Consider the following 18,503-nt stretch of genomic DNA (forward strand, 5'->3'; position numbering starts at 1 on the left):
GCCCGCGTAAGCATATATAGGGCTTACTTCCAGCTTTTTAAGGCCGCGGCCGCCGCGCGGACTGGGCGCCCCTTCACAAGGCCTTGAAGGCGTCCAGCAACGTCGCGAAATCCTCCGGCGGCTCGCTTTCGAAATGCATGGTCTCGCCGGTCGAGGGATGCTCGAAGCCGAGCAGATAGGCGTGCAGGGCCTGGCGCGGAAAGGCGCGCACGATCGATCGCGCCGGCTCCGGCAGTAGCCCGATCTTGGTCAGGAAGCCCTTGCCATAGTCCTGGTCGCCGAGCAGGGGATGGCCGAGCGCCGCCATATGGACGCGGATCTGGTGGGTCCGGCCGGTTTCAAGGCGCAGCGACACGAGGCTCACAAAGCGCGCCGCATCCGGGCCGAAGCTCTCCTCCACGACATAATGCGTCACGGCCTCGCGTCCGCCCGTCTTCACCACCGCCATCTTCTGGCGGTTGGTCGGCGAGCGGCCGATCGGCGCATCGACCAGGCCATAGGGCAGGGAGGGCACGCCCCAGACGAGCGCGACATAGCCGCGCTCCAGCGCGCCGGTGCGGCCGTGGTCGGCGAACTGGGCCGAGAGCTTGCGATGGGCGCGGTCGTTCTTGGCGACGACCATCAATCCGGTCGTGTCCTTGTCGAGGCGATGCACGATGCCGGGCCGCCGCACGCCACCGATGCCCGAGAGCGAATCGCCGCAATGGGCGATGAGCGCATTGACCAGCGTGCCCGTCCAGTTGCCGGCGGCGGGGTGCACGACGAGGCCGGCCGGCTTGTTGATCACCAGCAGGTCGTCGTCCTCATAGACGACATCGAGCGGGATATCCTCGCCCTCCGGCTCGGCCGGTTCCGGCTCGGGCAGCGAGAGATGGATCCGGTCGCCCGAATTGACCGCCTTTTTTGCCTCGACTATGGTCGCGCCGCCGATCGAAACGCGGCCCGCCTCGATGAGCGTCTTCAGCCGGCTGCGGCTCATGTCGGGAACCACGGAAGCGAGATAGGCGTCGAGCCGCTGGCCTGCCGCCTCCGGTGCAACCACCAGGTCGATCGTCGCCTGCGTCTCTTCCGGATCCTCGTCCATGGTTCTTCCTTCCCGATCTGACCGACCGATGTCCTCCGACGAGGATGAGGAAACGCCGCTCGACCCCGCGGTGGAGCGGGTGCGCCAGCGCCTCAAGCGGTTGATCCTGATCTCGGTCGTGACCCTCTTCGTCGGTCTTGCCGCTGTTGTCGCTGCCGTCCTCTACAAGGTCGGGCCCTCACGAGACAAGCCCGCGCTGACGGCGGTTGCCGGCGAGACCATGGTGGATGGTGCGCTGCCGGCCGATGCGCAGCTCCTGTCGACCGCGCTCGACGGGCGCACGCTCGCCCTGACCTATGCCGAAGGTGCCGCCCATCGCGTCGTCGTCATCGATCTGGCGACCGGCAAGGTGCTGCGCCGCCTCCGCCTCGACGGTCTGGCACCGCCCGCCACGCCCTGATCCACAGAGCTTGCGAAGAGGCCGCTGCGGCGCTTGCCAAGCCGCGCCGCCTCGGCTATATGGCGCCTGTCCGCAGCCAATGCGGACCCGCGATGCGCCCTTCGTCTAGCGGTCAGGACGTCGCCCTCTCACGGCGAAAACAGGGGTTCGATTCCCCTAGGGCGCACCAAACAAATCACCAAGCTTAGTGGTATTGGCCGTATCGGTTGTGCCTGAGATTGCCGAGTTCAAGGCCATCAGCCAGAACCTTGGCCAGCCGCGCAGCCGCCTCCGCAACCGGACATCCTCGCTCTGTGATTTGAAGAACGGTGTCGCGCTTGAAGTCCTCGGCGACGTCCGCTTTGCATGCTCGCGTCCTCCTCGCCCGCACATTGCGTGAAGAGGCCGCTCGCCGGCGCCGAACGAAATATGTCGGCGGGCGCGAACATGCCGACCTACATCACGAGCGGGGCGAAAGCGACGCAGCGCAGAAAGGTCGGTTTGCCGCCGCGATTGACGCCCGTCACCATGATGAGGGGCGTCTGTCGGCGGACATGCTGTTGCCAATCACCGCCGTGCCGTTTCTTCGATGGCAACGAAGCCGTCAGCAGATTCTGCACTAGGTGACCGACTGCAATCGTATCGATGCCGTGATGGCCCGGTCACGAAGCCCGCCGCAGTTCAAGCTTGTTCCAGCAAGACGAGGCCTTCCGTTCCGGTCATGTCGCGCATTTCGGCGAGGTTGCGCTTGTCCAATACGCCGGCAATCGCCTCGCGGACCTCCAGCATGACATGGCGGACGCGGCAGGTTTCCTCGTCGCAATCGTCGCAGCGCTCGTAGCGGGTGCGGCTGGCGCAGGCGATCGGTGCCAGCGGCCCGTCGAGCGTGCGTATAACGTCGCCGATGCGGATGATCTCGGGTGCCTGTGCGAGGCGGTAGCCGCCGCCCTTGCCTTTGCGAGAGCTTACGAAGCCCGCATTGCGCAATTCCCCAAGGATCGCGTCGAGGAACTTCTTCGGGATGTTGTTGGCCGCCGCAATGTCGCCGACGAGCGCCAGTTCCCCCGGCGGGACACGCGCCAGATGCACCAGAGCCTTGAGGCCATATTTGCCTTTTCGGGTCAGCATGTCGCTCGGCTCGCGATCTCGCATGCGCCGGGGTGGCGCATTCTCGTGGGGCGGCAGGTCCAGAAAGGAGAATCCTGCCTGGATGCGAGCGTTAGACATAATTTCTATCGTCTCAATAGACAACTGTGATGCATCGAAACGCCCTCGTGGTCTGGGCGATCCCATGGACGATCACGCTGTCCGATCGGACAGGTGTCGATAGGCACCGTGCCAGTAGAGCAGCGGCTTGGCCTCCGGCCGTATCGCGACAGCTTGGACGCTGCCGATCAGGATGGAATGCGAATGGCGCGTGATTGCCTCTTCGAGCACGCAGTCGAGCACGGTCAGGGCGCCGACGAGGCCGGAGGCGCCGGTCGCGAATTCGCGCCACTCCGCGTCCTGGTAACGGTCCAGACCCTTGATGCCGCCGCGACCGGCGAAATTGTCGGCGGTCCCCTGCTGGTCCTCGGCGAGAATGTTGACGCAGAAGCTGCGATGCCGCTGGACGGCCGGCCAGGACGAGGACGAGGTGTTGAGCGAGACGATGATCGACGGCGAATCGGCCGAGAGCGATGAGACCGATGTTGCCGTGAAGCCGGTGCGGGTCGCTCCGCGGCCGACCGTGATCACGCTCACGGCGCCGGCGAGGTGACGCATTGCCTGCCGAAACGAAGCGCTCTCAACGGGATGATCACGACGCTCGGATTCGAACGCCGCTTGCGAGTGCGATTCTGGCGGAAGGGGCGCGAGGGCCGGCATGACGATCTCCGGATGAGCCATGTGGGAGTCTGGTCACTTCATTCGAGCACGTAGCGCCAGGCCTAGCGAGACTTCGGCGTCTCAACCGAGCGTGCTCGGGAACATTCGTTTTCCGTTCGCTCCGCCCCAGGAGAAAGGAAATCCCATAATTCGATGAAGTCTATTTTATTTATAGATTTTTGACCGCCTCCCTATTCTTGCCCGCAACCGCACAGGCAGCGGCTCGATGCGTCAGGTCCGTGTCTCCTCTTCGACGCACCGGACTCAGGCTCGGCCATTTTGGCGCGAATCGTCCTCCTGTTGTCTGGAAGGCGCATTTCGCGGCTATTTTCTGCCGATAGTATGGCGCTATTGTCCCTTCCACCGGAGATACTGAAATGTCCGCTCCCGCGACGGCCCTGATCGTCATCGACGCGCAGGAATCGTTCCGCCACCGGCCCTATTTCACGGAGGTTGGCCTCGCTGCCTATGTCGAGCGCCAGCAGGCGCTCATCGACGGGGCGAAGGCCGTCGGCATACCGGTCGTGCAGATCTTCCACGTCGAGGATAGCGGCCCCTTCTCCGAGGCGTCCGGCCTGGTCGTTCCGCTATCGCCGCTTCGGGTCGAGGCCGACGCGGTCTTCCGCAAGGCCCGCCACAGCGCTCTGGTCGGCACCGGGCTCGACGTCTGGCTGGTTCGCCACGGCATAAGCCGGCTGATCATCTCCGGTATCCGTACGGAGCAGTGCTGCGAGACAACGACGCGTCACGCGTCCGACCTCGGCTACGCTGTCGACTATGTCGGCGAGGCGACGCTGACCTTCCCGATGACGGATCCGGCCGGTCGGATCTGGAGCCCCGCCGAAATCCGCGCCCGCACCGAACTGGTGCTCGCCGGCCGCTTCGCCCGGATCGTCGGCGTCGAGGAGGCGCTCGCCGACGAAGCGCTGAAGGATGCCGCATGACGAACACCCTGGCACTGCGGGAGATTTCGATCTTTGCCGTGGTGCCACCGCGGGTGCTGCTGCTCGATCTCGCCGGTCCGATGGAGGTGCTGCGCAAGGCCAATCTTGAGCAGCAGGGCGTCGCCTTCCACGTGACTTATGTGGGACCAACCGAAAGCGTCGGAAGCTCGATCGGCCTTGGCGTCTCGGGCATCGAGCCGCTTCCCGACCGGCTGCCCGACGGCGCCTATGTCGTCATCTCCGGCGCTGCCGACCTGCCGATGGGCGGGCCGGTGACGCCGCGCGAAGAGGAGGCTCGCCTGGAGGCCCAGATCGTCGCCTGGCTGCGCCGCACCGTGCGGCCGGGCGTTCGCCTTGTCTCGATCTGTTCCGGCGCGCTGCTCGCCGCGCGGGCGGGGCTTCTCGATGGCCATGAATGCACGACGCATCACGGCACCATGGCCGAACTGGTTCGTCTCGCGCCGACTGCGCTCGTGCGTGAAAATCGTCTCTATGTCGAAGATGGCGAGCGGCTGACCAGCGCCGGCATCACGGCAGGCATCGATCTGATGCTGCATATCGTGGCGAGCCTCGCGGGACCCGCGACCGCGCTGGCCGTCGCGCGCTATCTGGTCGTCTATCTGCGGCGCGCCGGCGCTGACCCGCAGCTTTCGCCCTGGCTGGAGGGCCGCAACCATCTCCATCCAGCGATCCACCGCGTCCAGGACGCCGTCGCCGCCGACCCGGCGCGCGACTGGTCGGTCGCCTCACTCGCCGATGTCGCGGTGACCAGTCCACGCAACCTCTCCCGCCTGTTCAATGACCAGGCGGGCATGAGCGTCACCGACTATGTCAACCGGATGCGCATAGCGCTGGCCCGCGAACTGATCAGCGGTACGGAACTTGACATGGAGGGCGTCGCCGAGCGCAGCGGCTTCGGCTCGGCACGCCAGTTCCGTCGCGCTTGGTCGCGGCTGTACGGTGCGCCGCCGAGCCAACTGCGCCAGGGCTCCAGGCGCGGCGGCTAGCCAGCAGCCCTACGACGCAGGTCGCGCGCCTCCGGCCGCGGAAGGCCGAGATTGTCGCGCAGCGTCGCGCCCTCATAGGCCGTGCGGAAAAGACCGCGGCGCTGCAGTTCCGGGACGACCAGCGCCGTGAATTGCTCGAAGGCGCCCGGCGCGTGGGTCGGGATGGTCATGAAGCCGTCGGCGGCGCGGCGATCGAACCATTGCTCCATCCGGTCGACGATCTCCACCGGCGCACCGACGAGATTGCCCTCCGTGCGCGCGCCGTACCAGCGGCCGAGCTGGCGCAGAGTGAAGCCCTCGCGCGCCGAGACTTCCAGCGCCTCGCGGAAATGGCCGAACACGCCCTTGACCTCGAGCGGCGGCAGCGGCTTGTCGAGGTCGTAGCGCGAAAGATCGACGTCGATGTGATAGGAGAGCCGCGCGAGGCCGGCCTCGGCGGGGACCAGTTCCTCGAATTCGCGCTTCAGCCGGTCGGCCTCCGCGCGGTCGCGCCCGACGATCGGCGTCACGGCCGGCAGGATCTTGATGTGATCGGGATCGCGGCCATGCTTGACCGCGCGACCCTTGAGATCGGCATAGAATTCGATCGCGGATTCGATCGATTCATGGCTGCAGAAGATCACATCCGCCCAGCGCGCTGCGAAATCGCGACCCTCGACGGAGGAGCCGGCCTGGATGATCACGGGCCGGCCCTGCGGTCCGCGCGGCACGCTGAGGGGGCCCTGGACCTGGAAGTGCTTGCCGGCATGATCGATCGAATGGACCCGCGTCGGATCGGCGAAGGCGCCGCTCGCCTTGTCGAGCACCAGCGATCCGTCGCCCCAGCTATCCCAGAGCTTGGACGTCACTTCGAGGAATTCATTGGCCCGGTCATAGCGCTCGGCGCGGCCGGGCAGCTTCTCATTGCCGAAGTTCAGCGCTTCCGCATCCTGGAACGAGGTGACGACGTTCCAGCCGACGCGTCCGCCGGAGAGGTGATCGAGCGAGGCGAAGGAGCGGGCGACATTGTAGGGCTGCTGGAAGCCGGTCGAGACCGTCGCGCCGATGCCGAGCTTCTCGGTGGCGGCCGCGATCAGCGTGATGACGGGGATCGGGTCCAGCCGCGGCGCGCCGACGCCATAGCGCACATGATCCTCGATCGAATTGCCGAAGGAGCGGGGAATGCCGACCGTGTCGGCGAAGAAGACGAAATCGAACAGCGCCGCTTCGAGGATGCGGCCGATCTTCTGGTAGTAGGCCGGCGAGAACCAGCCGAGCTCGGCGTCGAGATGGCGCCAGCCGCCGACGCCGCCGGGCCCCGCATTCATGAAGGCCCCGAGATGGATGTGACCGGTTCGCGTCCTGGACATGGCTGACCTCTATGAGACGGGAGAAAGCGAGCTGGCGAGGCGCGTGGGGGACGTTTCGAGCTCTAGTGAACGGCGGCCCGCGAACGGGACGCCAAGGAGACGGAGAAGCCGCCCGGCGAGCGGCGCGAGAGCGGGATCATCGGGATCGCGCGGCCCCGTGCCGGGCACCGGCACGATCTCCTGCACGGTGCCGTCGCCGAGGACGACGACACGATCGGCAAGCCGCACCGCCTCGTCGACATCATGCGTGACCATGACGACGGTCCAGCCATGGGCGCGCCACAGCTCACCGACGAGGTTCTGCATATCGAGTTTGGTCAGCGCGTCGAGCGCGCCGAAGGGCTCGTCGAGCAGGAGGACTTCCGGCTTGCGGACCAGCGCGCGGGCGAGTGAGACGCGCTGCGCCTGGCCGCCGGAGAGCGTCAGCGGCCAGACGTCGGCCTTTGCACGAAGGCCGACCTCGACGAGGGCGTCGAGCGCGACCTTCTTGCGGTCGCGGCCTTCCAGCCCGAAGCTCACATTATCGACGACCGAGAGCCACGGCAGCAGCCGCGCCTCCTGGAAGGCGACGGCGAGGCGGTCCGTGGTCTCGATCTGCCCGGCGCTCGCCTTTTCGAGCCCGGCGATGATGCGCAGAAGGGTGGACTTGCCGGATCCGGACTTGCCGACGATCGCCACGAAGCTGCCCTCGGCGATGTCGAGATCGACCTCGCGCAGAACGGCGGTGCCGTCAAAGGCCTTCGAGACGTGTTGGAGGCGGATATCCGGCACGGTCCCGCGCCTTACTTGGACAGGTCGACGACGTAGTCGGCGATGTCAGGCGCCTTGTCGATAAATCCGAATTCGACATACTGGGCGCCGAGCTTGTTCAGATCCGCGACCGCCTTCTCGTCGAGCGGCAGGATGGTCGGCGTATCGAAGCCTGCGACGACCTTGACGAGGCCGTCCGAGGCGCCGAATTCCTTATAGGCATCGGTGATGATCGCCGGGTTCTTGTGCGCGCGCTCGGATTCCGCGACGAGGCCTTCATAGGCCGCCTTCAGCGCCTCGCGATGCTTCTCGGCGAAGTCGCGGCTGACGATGTGAATCGACCAGTTGTAGGAGGGAAGCTGGTCGTTGGTGACGAGCACCTTCGCGCCCGGCGTCGCGATCGCATTGGCGAGGTTCTGGTCATAGCTGGCGATGGCCGCGACCTGGCCGCTCGCAAAGGCGCTGGCGAAGCTGGTGGTGTCGAGCGTGACCTTCTCGACCTTGGAGACGTCGAGGCCGGCCTGCTTGAAGGCGAGGTTCAGGATGTAGTCGCCCGTCGCGCCTTCGCCGTCGATGCCGACCTTCTTGCCGTAGAGATCCTTGAGTTCGTTCACGCCGGAGCCGGGCGCCGCGACGAGGCCCTGGCTGTTGCCGGAATATTTCTCGAGCGCGAAGGCGACCCAGGGGCTCTTCTGCGCCGAGAGGTTGACGAAATAGCCCGTGCCTGTAGACGAGGCGTCGGCATTGCCGGCCGTCACCGTGTTGTAGGCAGAGAAGGGGTCGAGCGGGCCGATGAACTCGACCTTGGCGCCGACCTTGCCGAGCTTCTCCTCGAGGATGCCGGTCGTCCGCACCGTGGTCAGATAATTGGCGGTCGGCAGATAGGCGACGCGGAACGTCACATTGTCTTCGGCGAGCGCCGTGCCGGCGGCGAGAATGAGGCCAACCGACGCGATGGCGATGCGGCGGGAGAGGGACTTCGCGAACATGGAGTCTTCCTTGGGACTATGGGAGGAGAGGGTTCGGCTAGCGGCCGTCATAGGATTTGCGCCAGGCCAGGAGCCGGCCTTCGAGGCGGCGGACGAGGTAGTCGGTGAGGATGCCGAGCAGCGCGTAGATGACGATGCAGAGAAACACCTGGTCGGTGCGCACGAAGCGCTGCGCCTGGGCCAGGATGTAGCCGACGCCGGCATTGGTGTTGACCGTCTCGGAGGTGACCAGCGCGATCCAGGCAATGGCGAGCGAGAAGCGCAGGCCCGTGAGGATCGAGGGCAGGGCGCCGAGGAAGAGAATCTTCGACGCGATCAGCCGCTGCGGCACCCGATAGACGAGGCCGACCTCGACGAGCTTGCTGTCGACATTGCGCACGCCGGCGAAGGTGTTCAGGTAGATCGGCACCAGGACGCCGACGGCGATCAGCGACACCTTCATGAGCTCGCCGATGCCGAAGGCCACGATGAAGAGCGGCACGAGCGCGTTGAACGGCACGGCGCGGAGCATCTGCAGCGGGCGATCGACGACCATCTCGCCTACGCGATAATAGCCGGCGAGAAGCCCGGCACCGAGACCGAGGACGAGACCCAGCGCCGTGCCGGCGAGAACGCGGGCGAGGCTCGCGACCAGCGCGGCCGGCAGGCGGCCGTTCGCCGTCAGCTCCCAGGCCGCCGCCAGAACATCGAAGGGCGAGGGCAGGGCGCGCGGCCCGATCAGGCCGCCCGCCGACACCGCCGTCCACAGCAACAGGATCGCCAGTGTCGACAGCCACGGTGTGAACGGCGCGAGGAGGTTGCCGGACGCACGCCCGGCAGGAGCCGGAACGCGCTCCGAACTCGCAACCAGGACGGCATCGACATCGATCGTCATGACACGGACGCTCAGGCTGCCTCAAGCAGGGACAATTCATCAAGCAGCGCGACCGCGAAGGTCCCCGTGCCCGGCGCGGTGCGCGCGGCCCGCTCGGCCGCCGTGGCGAGCACGGCATGGGCAGCCACGGCCGCGTCGAGCTTGTCCGGAACCACCGCGGCAAAGGCCGCGACGAGCCCGCCGAGGCTGCAGCCCGTGCCGGTGACGCGGGTGAGATTGGGATGGCCGCCCGGCACGGCGACGACGCGTTCGCCATCCGTCACATAGTCGATCGGTCCGCTGACCGCGACGACACCGCCGGTCTTCTTCGCGAGCGATTTGGCGAAGGGGATCGCTTCCTCCGACGTCGCCGTCGAATCCACGCCCTTGGTGCCGCCCGCGCCGCCGGCAAGCGCGATCACTTCGCTGGCATTGCCGCGCACGGCCGTCGGCCTCAGGGCGACGAGTTCGGCCGCGACGCGATCGTTTTCGGTCGCTCCCGCACCGACGGTGACCGGATCCAGCACCCAGGGCGTTCCGGCGGCGTTGGCGGATTTCGCCACCTTGATCAGGATGTCGGGCTCGTCGGTGACCAGCGCGGCGAGATTAATCCAGACGCCGCCGGCGATCGCGGCGAAATGCTCGGATGCGGCGGGCATACCGCCAATGGCCGGCGATGCGCCGACAGCGAGCAGCACATTGGCGCTCAGCTGCGCGGCGATATAGTTGGTCAGGCCATAGACGAGGGGCCGGCCGCTGCGCACCGCGGCCAGGCCGCCGACGATCGACGGGTCGGGCCAAATCCGATTGGTCATCTTGCTTCTCTGTTGCAGACGCTGATCCAGCGGGATCGATGAGCCGCAGTGGTATCGATCCCTGAATGTCTATGGATTTTATAGTCTGTGCTGCGCTGCGGAACGGCGGGGCGTCTCAATATCGCCGGCCGTGGCAATCCGCTTGCTCCCGAAACGCCCGGACAGGGAAAGGAATTCCCGCTGGCCAGGCTTGGCCTGTCCGATCTGGGACATCATTCCGGAATCAGGTGGAAGTCGTCTCGATGACCGCCATCGGACGGCGGTTGTCGGCCGTCCATTCCTCGAGCGATCCGTCATAGATCGCGACGTTCTGCGCGCCGAGCGTGGTCAAAAGCAGCGCCGTTCCGGCGGCGGTAATCCCGCCGCCGCAATAGACGATGACGGGATCCGGGGACTGAAGCAGCGGCGCCAGCGTGGCGCGCAGTTCGCCCTCCGGCCGGAAGCGGTTCTCGGCGTCGACAAGCTGGCCATAGGGCAGGTTGAGGCTGCCCGGAATATGGCCGGGGCGGGCATAGTTGTGCTCCGTTCCCGCGAAGACCGGCGGCCGGAGCACGCAGGCGAGAACGCCGGAACGCTCGCCGGCGACGATGGCCTCGACCTCGCCGGCATCGACGAAGGCGCCGGGCCGCTCGGCTCTGACGGGGAACCATCCCGGAGCAACCGGTTCGGGCAGCCCGGCCTCAAGAGCGTGGCCCGCGGCCTTCCAGCCTGTCAGTCCGCCATCGAGGACGGCGACGTTCTCATGGCCGAAGGCACGGAAGAGCCACCAGAGCCGCGCCGCCCAGATGCCGGTTGAGCCGTCATAGAGCACGACACGTTCCTGCCCGGTCAGGCCGAGTTGCCCCGCGGCATCCGAAAAGCGCTCGGCGCTCGGCCGCGTGAAACTGAAGGGCGCCTCGGGATCGGAAAACGCCTGCGCGAGATCGGCGAAACGTGCGCCCGGAACATGCCCGGCGACGAAGGCGTCGACCGCCGGCCGCCAAACGCGGGTGCCATCGGGCTGGACGATCTTTTCGACGCTCGCATCGAAGATCGATAGATCGGGATCATCGAGGTGCTCGGCAAGCCATTGCGCCGAGACAATCGGGGGCAGATGCATCGGTTCAGTACACGTCCTGTCAGGTGCGGCGGCCGGTGACGAGCACCGCGCCGACGCCGATGAGGCCGAGACTGGCCCAGAGCAGCTCTGCCGAATAGCGGCGGATGCCGAGCAGATGATCGTTCTTGCAGAGCGCCTGCGCCAGGGCGCAGAGGTCCGACGTGCCGAACAGGCAGGGCGCCGCCTGCGGATAGGTCATATAGGCATTGCCGACCACACGGCTGAAGATCAGCCACCACCAGGCGACGGCGAGCAGCAGCGCCAGCAGCCCGGTGGCGGAGACGGTGACGCCGAGCCGATCCCTAGACATCGGCGGATATCCCGAGTGTCGCCAGCACGGCTCGGCGGAGTTCGACGAGCTCCGGATCGTCGCGCCGCCTTGGATGGGGCTTGTCGACCGCAATCTCGGCCACGATGCGCGCCGGGCGGTCGCTGAACACGATGACCCGGTTGGCGAGCAGCAGCGCCTCCTCGACATCATGCGTCACGAGCAGCGCCGTGAAGCCGACCTTCTGCCAGAGGGACAGAAGCTCGTTCTGCATCGAGAGCCGTGTCAGCGAATCGAGTTTGCCGAACGGCTCGTCGAGCAGCAGGAGTTGCGGGTCATTGACCAGCGCTCGGGCGATCGCGACGCGCTGCGCCATGCCGCCGGAAAGCTGGTGCGGATAGGCGTTGGCGAACGTCTCCAGCTTGACGAGCGCCAACGCATCGTCGACGCGGTGCCGGTGCTTGGCCAGCAGCCCGCGGGCCTCCAATCCGGTCGCGACGTTCCACCAGACGGTCCGCCAGGGAAACAGGGTCGGGTCCTGGAAGACGAGGATGCGCGAGGGATCGGGCGCCGTGATCGGTTGACCATCCTCGAGCAGGGCGCCGGCGCGCGGGCGCTCCAGCCCGGCGGCGAGGCGCAGCAGCGTCGACTTACCCGAGCCCGACGGCCCGAGGAGGGCGACGAACTCGCCGGGGCGGACCGCGAGCTCGATACCGTCCAGGACGTCGAGGACGCGGCCTTCGAGATCATAGGCATGCGACACCGCATGCACATCCAGGGAAACGCTGCGCGGCCTGGCGACCGCCTCATTGGCGAGCGCCATTTTAGAGGATCCCCTTCTGCCAGCCGAGCAAGCGGTCGCGGGCGACGAACAGCAGCTTGATGATGCCGGCGCAGATGACCGACATGATGATCAGCGTCGCATAGACATTGGCGTAGCCCGAATAGGCCTGCTGGAACTGGATGTACCAGCCGAGCCCGTATTTCGCGCCGAGCATTTCCGCCACCACCAGCACCGCGAACGAGTAGTACAGCGCCATGAACAGGCCGACGAAGACATGCGGCAGCGAGGCGGGTATGGCGATCTTGAAGACGAGATAGCGGTTGTCGGCGCCGAGCGTCCGCGCGACGTCATAGAAGGCACGGTTCACCGAGGAAACGCCGGATGCCGTCAGGATCGCGACCGGAATGCCGGCCGACAGCGCGACGATGAAGATCGACGCGGCAAAGGTGGTGGGGAAGAAATAGAAGGTTGCCGGGATCCAGGCAGTGGCCGGCACCGGCCCGATCAGCTTCAGGACCGGCATACCCCAATAATTGACCCGCGCCGACCAGCCGAGCGCCACGCCAGCGATGAACCCGACGGCGATGCCGGAGAAGAAGCCGAGCCCCCAGAGGCGCAGCGTATAGAGGATGCAGACCAGAAGGCGCGGCCCGTCGACGACATAGACGTTCAAGAGGCCATGCGGCGGCGAGAAGAACGGTTTCGGCAACCAGCCGAGCTTGGCCGTCGACACCTCCCAGAGGAGGAACCAGATGCCGAGGGCGATGAACCACGGCCCGTAATAGATGATCCGCTCTCCCGCCTTGCCGAGGCGTGAGACGGAGAAGGCGAGGACGGTCAGGATCGCTGCTCCCGCGCCGGTGATGGCGGCGAACAAGCCGGCGCTGCCCCACGGGACGACGTCTGGCAGGGCGACCGTGACCACGGCCGTCGCCGCCCAGGCGAGCGCCGCATACAGGCCCGCCTTCCAGATGCGAGCCGCGCTTTCGGCAGAGGCGTAACCGCCGCTGCCGAGGGCCTGTATTGCGTCCGTCATGACGAGCCTCAGGCGAGAAGGTTGACCGTGATGCGTTCGGCGAAGGCCTTCGGATCGGTCGTCGGATCGAGCACCTTCACCAGCTTCAGATCTTCCGAGGCGCGCTGGATCTGCGCGACGAGTTCCGGGCCGATCGGATGGTTATGGCTGACGAGACCGCCGATGACGGCTTCGAGATCCTGCAGGCTGAGACCGGCGGGCTTGAGCGCATCGAGATACCAGGCCGCAACTTCGTCCGGATGGCCGGCGACATATTCGTGCAACTCAATATTGGCCTCGGCGAGCCGGCGGATAGCATCGCGATTGGCGTCGAGGAACGGGCCGTTCGCGCCGAGTACGCAGCAGGTGGCGCCCTCATAGACACCGGTCTGCGTGTCCGCGATCTTGGTGAAATTGAACTGCTTCTCGATCGAATAGGCCCAGGGATCGAGATGAGCGGCCAGATCCGCGTCGCCACGGTTGACCGTCTCGCCGACGAGATCGAACGGCACGGCCTTCCACGTCACATCCGTTTCCGGATCGATGCCGTTCTTGGCGAGCGTCACCTGGAAGGCGACCTGCGGCGGGGCGCCGATGCCATAGGTGGCGATCGTCTTGCCCTTGACGCCCGCGATGTCGGTGATGCCCGACGCGTTCGAGGCGAGCAGGCGCTGGCAGCCGCCATGCGAACCCACGAAGAGCTTGACGTCGAAGCCCTGCTCGAGCGGCTTCAGCCAGTCGCCGATCAGCCCCGCGCCGGCATCGGCCTTGCCCGTGGCGAGCGCCTGGATCAGCGTCTGGCCGCTGGCGCCCTGGTAGAACAGCTCCACGTCAAGATTGTGCTTCGTGTAGATGCCCTTGGCGACGCCGAAGCCGAGCGGCGAATGGCAGGCCGCCACTTCCGTCCAGGCGAGGCGGATCTTGGGGGCGTTGCCCGCGATCGCATAGCCGACCGAGCGGCTGCCCAGCACGCCGGCGGCACCCACCGCACCGGCGATGCCGGCCGCCTTGAGGATCTGCCGCCGCGAGATCGACGTGCCCGACTTCGAAACTGGCTTCTTGCTGCTCATGCTGTTGTCCCCGAATGGCCGGATCGGCCGAATGCCTTAAGTCGATAATATTTATAGACTGAACGGAGAAGCGCGGCCCGGATGTTTTGCCTCTTCTTGGCCGCGTCCCGGAAACAAGCATCGCGGGCTGACGCGCCTCATGAAAAGCGCAACCCACGGCCGGCGGTCGTCGGCCCCGCCGTTTCAGAGCGCCCCGTGGCGGGGCGGAAGCGTGTCGCTCAGATAGTAGTTGCCGACATTCACATATTTGTACCGGACCGGATCATGCAGCGTATGGGTCCGCGCGTTCCGCCAATGGCGGTCGAAACCATACTGATCCGAAGTCGAGCGCGCTCCGGTGAGTTCGAACAGCTTGCTCGATACATGTAGCGATACTTCGGTGGTGATCGCCCTCGCCTCGGCGACAGCGATCGAGGCCGCGGCGACGGTCGCCTCATTCGGATCCGCGATGGCAATATCGGTGTAGCGGCCGGCGCGCTCGGTCAGCGCGTCGGCGGAATGGACGCGAAGTGCGAGATCGCCGACGGCTGCGATCACATGCGGATCGTCGGAGCCATGCTGGTAGTCGGTTTCCAGATAGGGCCGGGCATGGGTCTTGGTGAAGGCGATCGTGTCGGCCAGCGCCGCGCGGGCGATGCCGAGGTCGATCGCGGCATGGATGATTTGCGCGACCGGCCCCATCGGGGTCGGGCGGTCGAAGACGATCTGGTGTGGCACCACCTGGAATTCCGACACGGGTATGTCATCGAAGGTCGAGGTGCCGCTGCCTGTCGTCCGCTGGCCGAAACCGTTCCAGTCATCGATCAGATTGAGGCCGGCGGTCGCCCGTTCGAGGAAGACGAAGTTTGAGCGCTTCTCGGCATCGTTGGCGATCGCCACGATGACATGGGCGAAGAGAGCGCCAGTCGAATAGAATTTCTGGCCATTCAGAACATAGCCATCACCGCTGCGCTCGATGCGGGTGGTGAAATCCACATTGCGCCGTGTGCCGATCTCGGTGAAGGCATTGCCGAACCGGTCACCATCGAGGACGCGCTGGAACAGTACCTGCTTCTGTTCCTCGCTGGCGCCGAGGCGCACGCCTTCGACGATATAGAGATGGTTCTGCGGGATCTGGCCCAGGCTCCCATCCGCCGCCGCGATGATCGCGATCACTTCCGCCAGCGTCACGGCGGAAACGCCGGCTCCGCCATATTCCTTGGGGACGGTGATGCCCCACAATCCGCTCTGCGAGAAACGCTCGATCTCGGCGATCGGCAGACGGCGCGCGCGGTCGCGGTCCGCGGCGCCTTTCGCGAATTCCGTCGCCAGTTCGCGAGCAATGGCGATCGCCTCCGCGTCGCTGGTGATGCGGTGGGCTTTCAGCCGGCGCGGCGCGATAAAGGGCGCCGGCCTCGCCACGGGCGGTGCTGCCGCGAAATGGTTCTGGCGTTCGATCTGGCTCACCTTGGCCGTCCCTTCAGAGCCAGGCATGGCGGGTCGGCTTCACGCCGTTCAGATAGAAATTGCCGATGTGGAAATATTTCCAGCGCACCGGGTCGTGCAGCGTGTGGGTGCGGGCATTGCGCCAATGCCGGTCGAGGCCGTGCGCCGCCAGCGTCGAGCGCGTGCCGCCGAGCTCAAACAGCTTGTTGGCGGCGAGGATCGCGATTTCGGTCGAGAGTACCTTGGCCTCAGCGGTTGCCACCGCCGCCTCGGCAACGGTGTCCTCATTCGGATCGGCGAGCGCCACGTCGATCAGTCGCGCGGCGCGCTCCAGGATCGCCTCGGCCGCGTGAAGCCTGATCTCCAGATCGCCGACCGCCGAAATGGTGAAGGGGTCTTCCGTCGCCTTGTCGCGACCGGAATCGACCCAGGCGCGCGCTCGGGTCCGGATGAAGGCGATCGTGTCCTCGATCGTTCCCCTCGCGATGCCGGTATCGACTGCGGCCTGTATGATCTGCGAGATCGGGCCGGCGGCCGTCGGACGCGCGAAGGCCTTGTAGGCCGCGACCACGCGCGACTTCGGCACGCGGACATTCTCGGCGATCACCGTTCCGGACGCCGTCGTACGCTGGCCGAAGCTCGACCAGTCGTTGATGACGGTGAGGCCGGGCGCGTCGCGATCGGCGAAGGCGAGAAAGGAATTGCCGTCCTCGTCCAGCCCGACGATCGGGACGATATGGGCGAGCAGAGCCCCCGTCGCGTAGAACTTCTGCCCGTTGACGACAACGTTATCCCCGTCCTCGACGATCCGCGTCTCGAAGGTGCCGACATTGGCGGTGTTCTTCTCCGAGAAGGCGTTGCCGAAGCGGATGCCCTTCAGCACCTCGCCAAAGAAGAAGCGCTTCTGCTCCTCGGTTCCATCGGAGGCGATGTGCTCCAGAATGGAGAGATGGTTCTGGGGGATCTGTCCGATCGACGGATCGGCGGCCGAGATGATCTTGATCACCTCGGTCAGCGTGACATAGGAGACGCCCGCGCCGCCATAGGCCTTGGGAATGTTGATCCCCCATAGCCCGCTCTGCGAGAAGGCATCGAGTTCGTCGAGAGGCAGCAGCCCCTCCCGGTCGCGCAGCGCAGCGTCCTTTGCGAAGTCCGCTGCCAGATGACGGGCGATCTCGATCGCTTCCGCGTCCGAGGTGATGACATGAGCCGGGCCGGAGGGCCGTGGACGGGGCGCGAAATTCTCGTCGGGTGCGTTGACCCGCGTGGCGCGGCGGATATCGACGACGGCGGACATGGTGATGTCTCCTGGCCCGGAAGGCGGGCAGATGGAACGATGTGGCTCAGGCAGCCGAGTCCCGGCGCGCGGCGGCCTCGGCGCGCTTCACGGCTTCGATGTCGCGATAGGCGGCAGCCGGATGCGGCGCAGCGAGCCGCGGCCCATCGCCGAACAGCTTTTCGCGCAAGGTTCCCGGGCGATAGGACGTCGGATAGGCGCCGCGCCGCTGCAACTCGGGGATGAGGAGATCGACGACGTTCTCGAAGGTCTCGGGCGTTACGGCATAAGCGAGGTTGAAGCCGTCGACGTCGGTTTCCTCGACCCATTCCTGCAAGATGTCGGCAACCGTCGTCGGCGAACCGACGATGACCGGGCCAAGGCCGCCGATCCCACCCCAGCGCGCGATCTCATCGACGGTCCAGCGCTTTTCGGGGTCGCCATCGGTGATCGCGTCGATCGCCGCGCGACCGGCATTGGTCTGCACCTTGCGGATCGGATCGTTCGGCGCGTACTGCCCGAAATCGATGCCGGTCCAGCCGGACATGAACACCAGCGCGCCGTCATAACTGACATAGCGCTGATAGTCCGCGAACTTCGCCTGCGCTTCGGCATCCGTCTCACCGACGATAACGGTCTGGAGATTGTAGAAGAACATCTTGCGCGGATCGCGGCCAAGGGCGGCTGCGCGCTCTCGAATATCGCGAACATGGTTCTTGAGGATCGTCTTTGTCGGCGCCGCGATGAAGACGCATTCGGCGTTCTGGGCGGCAAAGCGCCGGCCGGGGCCGGAGGTGCCGGCCTGATAGAGCAGGGGAGTTCGCTGGGGCGAGGGCTCGCTCAGATGATAGCCGGGCACGTCGAAGAAGCGCCCCTTGTGGCCGATCTCATGGACCTTGTCGGGATTGGCGAAGACGCGCCGCTCCTTGTCGCGCAGGATCGCCCCGTCTTCCCAGCTGCCTTCCAAGAGCTTGTAGAGAACTTCGAGATATTCGGCCGCGATTTCGTAGCGGTCGTCATGCTGGTTGAGGCCGCTCTGGCCGATGTTCTTTGCCCCGCTCTCCAGATAGGAGGTGACGATGTTCCAGCCCACGCGACCCTTGGAATGATGGTCGGCGGTCGAGAGGCGGCGGGCAAAGGTGTAGGGGTGCTCGAACGAGGTCGACACGGTGACGCCGATGCCCAGATGCTCGGTCGCCAGCGCGATCGGCGCCACGAGCTGCAGCGGATCATTGACCGGGATCTGCGCGCCCTGCTCGATGGCATGGCGCAGATTGCCTTTGTAGACGTCGTAGTAGCCGATCACATCGGCGATGAAGATGCCGTCGAAGATGCCGCGCTCCAGCGTGCGGGCCAGATCCTGCCAATAGTCGAGGTCCTTATATTTCCACGACCGGTCGCGCGGGTGCGCCCAGAGGCCCGGCGACTGATGGCCGACGCAGTTCATGTCGAAAGCATTGAAGCGGATCTGGCGGGTCATCGTCTTTCCGGCAAAGCATCCCGGGGATCGTCCTCCGGGAACGCTATAAA

General features: G+C 66.0%; 20 protein-coding genes and 1 tRNA gene. 5 read left to right on the top strand and 16 right to left on the bottom strand.

Annotation, left to right across the window (positions count from 1 at the left end):
* Positions 1-73: 73 nt before the first annotated feature.
* Positions 74-1,084 carry an RluA family pseudouridine synthase gene (locus tag GGR25_RS15425; RefSeq protein WP_183399734.1) on the bottom strand — a complete coding sequence of 337 codons (1,011 nt, stop codon included), beginning with the start codon at positions 1,082-1,084 and terminating at the stop codon, positions 74-76.
* Here GGR25_RS15425 and GGR25_RS15430 point away from each other — a divergent pair.
* The 3 genes from GGR25_RS15430 (at position 1,083) to GGR25_RS15440 (ending at position 2,086) form a co-directional block, all read left to right on the top strand.
* On the top strand, positions 1,083-1,484 hold the full coding sequence (locus GGR25_RS15430) for a hypothetical protein (protein ID WP_183399735.1): 402 nt from the start codon (positions 1,083-1,085) through the stop codon (positions 1,482-1,484). The genes GGR25_RS15425 and GGR25_RS15430 overlap by 2 nt on opposite strands.
* Before the next feature lie 94 nt (positions 1,485-1,578).
* A tRNA-Glu gene (locus tag GGR25_RS15435) sits at positions 1,579-1,653 on the top strand.
* 148 nt (positions 1,654-1,801) lie between these two features.
* The gene (locus GGR25_RS15440; RefSeq protein WP_183400368.1) at positions 1,802-2,086 is read left to right on the top strand and encodes a hypothetical protein; all 285 of its coding nucleotides are present in this window, start codon (positions 1,802-1,804) and stop codon (positions 2,084-2,086) included.
* A gap of 58 nt (positions 2,087-2,144) precedes the next feature.
* On the opposite strand, the gene GGR25_RS15445 is transcribed toward GGR25_RS15440, so the two are convergent.
* Together GGR25_RS15445 and GGR25_RS15450 are read right to left on the bottom strand one after the other, a co-directional pair.
* Positions 2,145-2,591 (bottom strand): RrF2 family transcriptional regulator, encoded by a 447-nt coding sequence (locus GGR25_RS15445; RefSeq protein WP_183400314.1) that lies wholly within the window; start codon positions 2,589-2,591, stop codon positions 2,145-2,147.
* A 171-nt stretch (positions 2,592-2,762) separates the two neighbouring features.
* Entirely contained in the window at positions 2,763-3,227 is a 465-nt protein-coding gene (locus GGR25_RS15450) for a flavin reductase family protein (protein WP_246409835.1), read from the bottom strand.
* 479 nt (positions 3,228-3,706) lie between these two features.
* Between GGR25_RS15450 and GGR25_RS15455 the strand changes: the two genes are divergently transcribed.
* The gene (locus GGR25_RS15455) at positions 3,707-4,273 is read left to right on the top strand and encodes an isochorismatase family protein (RefSeq protein ID WP_183399737.1); all 567 of its coding nucleotides are present in this window, start codon (positions 3,707-3,709) and stop codon (positions 4,271-4,273) included.
* On the top strand, positions 4,270-5,280 hold the full coding sequence (locus GGR25_RS15460) for a GlxA family transcriptional regulator (RefSeq protein ID WP_183399738.1): 1,011 nt from the start codon (positions 4,270-4,272) through the stop codon (positions 5,278-5,280). The genes GGR25_RS15455 and GGR25_RS15460 overlap by 4 nt, the downstream gene beginning before the upstream one ends.
* Here the strand turns inward: GGR25_RS15460 and GGR25_RS15465 are convergent.
* The 13 genes from GGR25_RS15465 to GGR25_RS15525 form a co-directional block, all read right to left on the bottom strand.
* Entirely contained in the window at positions 5,277-6,629 is a 1,353-nt protein-coding gene (locus GGR25_RS15465) for an LLM class flavin-dependent oxidoreductase (protein WP_183399739.1), read from the bottom strand. The genes GGR25_RS15460 and GGR25_RS15465 overlap by 4 nt on opposite strands.
* A 9-nt stretch (positions 6,630-6,638) precedes the next feature.
* Positions 6,639-7,400: an ATP-binding cassette domain-containing protein gene (locus tag GGR25_RS15470; RefSeq protein ID WP_183399740.1), complete on the bottom strand. Its 762-nt coding sequence runs from the start codon at positions 7,398-7,400 to the stop codon at positions 6,639-6,641.
* A gap of 11 nt (positions 7,401-7,411) precedes the next feature.
* On the bottom strand, positions 7,412-8,368 hold the full coding sequence (locus GGR25_RS15475; RefSeq protein ID WP_183399741.1) for an ABC transporter substrate-binding protein: 957 nt from the start codon (positions 8,366-8,368) through the stop codon (positions 7,412-7,414).
* 37 nt (positions 8,369-8,405) lie between these two features.
* Entirely contained in the window at positions 8,406-9,242 is an 837-nt protein-coding gene (locus GGR25_RS15480) for an ABC transporter permease (protein ID WP_183399742.1), read from the bottom strand.
* Between the two features lie 11 nt (positions 9,243-9,253).
* Positions 9,254-10,036 carry a hydroxyethylthiazole kinase gene (gene thiM / locus GGR25_RS15485; RefSeq protein ID WP_183399743.1) on the bottom strand — a complete coding sequence of 261 codons (783 nt, stop codon included), beginning with the start codon at positions 10,034-10,036 and terminating at the stop codon, positions 9,254-9,256.
* Between the two features lie 223 nt (positions 10,037-10,259).
* Complete coding sequence (locus GGR25_RS15490; protein WP_183399744.1) at positions 10,260-11,135, bottom strand: sulfurtransferase; 876 nt, start codon at positions 11,133-11,135, stop codon at positions 10,260-10,262.
* Between the two features lie 19 nt (positions 11,136-11,154).
* Positions 11,155-11,445, bottom strand: coding sequence for a hypothetical protein (locus tag GGR25_RS15495; RefSeq protein WP_183399745.1), 291 nt, complete (start codon positions 11,443-11,445; stop codon positions 11,155-11,157).
* Entirely contained in the window at positions 11,438-12,226 is a 789-nt protein-coding gene (locus GGR25_RS15500; protein ID WP_183399746.1) for an ABC transporter ATP-binding protein, read from the bottom strand. Before GGR25_RS15500 ends, GGR25_RS15495 begins: the two co-directional genes overlap by 8 nt.
* Position 12,227: 1 nt before the next feature.
* Entirely contained in the window at positions 12,228-13,223 is a 996-nt protein-coding gene (locus GGR25_RS15505) for an ABC transporter permease (protein ID WP_183399747.1), read from the bottom strand.
* Positions 13,224-13,231: 8 nt separating this feature from the next.
* Positions 13,232-14,272, bottom strand: a complete 1,041-nt coding sequence (locus tag GGR25_RS15510) for an ABC transporter substrate-binding protein (RefSeq protein ID WP_183399748.1) — start codon at positions 14,270-14,272, stop codon at positions 13,232-13,234.
* A gap of 183 nt (positions 14,273-14,455) precedes the next feature.
* A complete protein-coding gene (locus GGR25_RS15515) occupies positions 14,456-15,718 on the bottom strand; it encodes an SfnB family sulfur acquisition oxidoreductase (RefSeq protein WP_343068084.1) in 1,263 nt (420 codons plus the stop codon).
* A 13-nt stretch (positions 15,719-15,731) separates the two neighbouring features.
* On the bottom strand, positions 15,732-16,994 hold the full coding sequence (locus tag GGR25_RS15520) for an SfnB family sulfur acquisition oxidoreductase (RefSeq protein WP_183399750.1): 1,263 nt from the start codon (positions 16,992-16,994) through the stop codon (positions 15,732-15,734).
* Positions 16,995-17,040: 46 nt separating this feature from the next.
* Entirely contained in the window at positions 17,041-18,453 is a 1,413-nt protein-coding gene (locus tag GGR25_RS15525; protein ID WP_183399751.1) for an LLM class flavin-dependent oxidoreductase, read from the bottom strand.
* Positions 18,454-18,503 lie beyond the last annotated feature (50 nt).

Origin of the sequence: Kaistia hirudinis (genome assembly GCF_014196455.1) — a bacterium.
In the GTDB taxonomy this organism is placed as follows: domain Bacteria; phylum Pseudomonadota; class Alphaproteobacteria; order Rhizobiales; family Kaistiaceae; genus Kaistia; species Kaistia hirudinis.

What these genes read in the sequence shown, in the direction of transcription:
- GGR25_RS15480 (WP_183399742.1), bottom strand. Translation starts at nt 9,242, where the DNA reads ATGACGATCGATGTCGATGCCGTCCTGGTTGCGAGTTCGGAGCGCGTT.
- GGR25_RS15460 (WP_183399738.1), top strand. Translation starts at nt 4,270, where the DNA reads ATGACGAACACCCTGGCACTGCGGGAGATTTCGATCTTTGCCGTGGTG.
- GGR25_RS15445 (WP_183400314.1), bottom strand. Translation starts at nt 2,591, where the DNA reads ATGCTGACCCGAAAAGGCAAATATGGCCTCAAGGCTCTGGTGCATCTG.
- GGR25_RS15430 (WP_183399735.1), top strand. Translation starts at nt 1,083, where the DNA reads ATGGTTCTTCCTTCCCGATCTGACCGACCGATGTCCTCCGACGAGGAT.
- GGR25_RS15450 (WP_246409835.1), bottom strand. Translation starts at nt 3,227, where the DNA reads ATGCGTCACCTCGCCGGCGCCGTGAGCGTGATCACGGTCGGCCGCGGA.
- GGR25_RS15525 (WP_183399751.1), bottom strand. Translation starts at nt 18,453, where the DNA reads ATGACCCGCCAGATCCGCTTCAATGCTTTCGACATGAACTGCGTCGGC.
- GGR25_RS15475 (WP_183399741.1), bottom strand. Translation starts at nt 8,368, where the DNA reads ATGTTCGCGAAGTCCCTCTCCCGCCGCATCGCCATCGCGTCGGTTGGC.
- GGR25_RS15500 (WP_183399746.1), bottom strand. Translation starts at nt 12,226, where the DNA reads ATGGCGCTCGCCAATGAGGCGGTCGCCAGGCCGCGCAGCGTTTCCCTG.
- thiM (WP_183399743.1), bottom strand. Translation starts at nt 10,036, where the DNA reads ATGACCAATCGGATTTGGCCCGACCCGTCGATCGTCGGCGGCCTGGCC.
- GGR25_RS15455 (WP_183399737.1), top strand. Translation starts at nt 3,707, where the DNA reads ATGTCCGCTCCCGCGACGGCCCTGATCGTCATCGACGCGCAGGAATCG.
- GGR25_RS15490 (WP_183399744.1), bottom strand. Translation starts at nt 11,135, where the DNA reads ATGCATCTGCCCCCGATTGTCTCGGCGCAATGGCTTGCCGAGCACCTC.
- GGR25_RS15495 (WP_183399745.1), bottom strand. Translation starts at nt 11,445, where the DNA reads ATGTCTAGGGATCGGCTCGGCGTCACCGTCTCCGCCACCGGGCTGCTG.
- GGR25_RS15510 (WP_183399748.1), bottom strand. Translation starts at nt 14,272, where the DNA reads ATGAGCAGCAAGAAGCCAGTTTCGAAGTCGGGCACGTCGATCTCGCGG.
- GGR25_RS15520 (WP_183399750.1), bottom strand. Translation starts at nt 16,994, where the DNA reads ATGTCCGCCGTCGTCGATATCCGCCGCGCCACGCGGGTCAACGCACCC.
- GGR25_RS15505 (WP_183399747.1), bottom strand. Translation starts at nt 13,223, where the DNA reads ATGACGGACGCAATACAGGCCCTCGGCAGCGGCGGTTACGCCTCTGCC.
- GGR25_RS15465 (WP_183399739.1), bottom strand. Translation starts at nt 6,629, where the DNA reads ATGTCCAGGACGCGAACCGGTCACATCCATCTCGGGGCCTTCATGAAT.
- GGR25_RS15425 (WP_183399734.1), bottom strand. Translation starts at nt 1,084, where the DNA reads ATGGACGAGGATCCGGAAGAGACGCAGGCGACGATCGACCTGGTGGTT.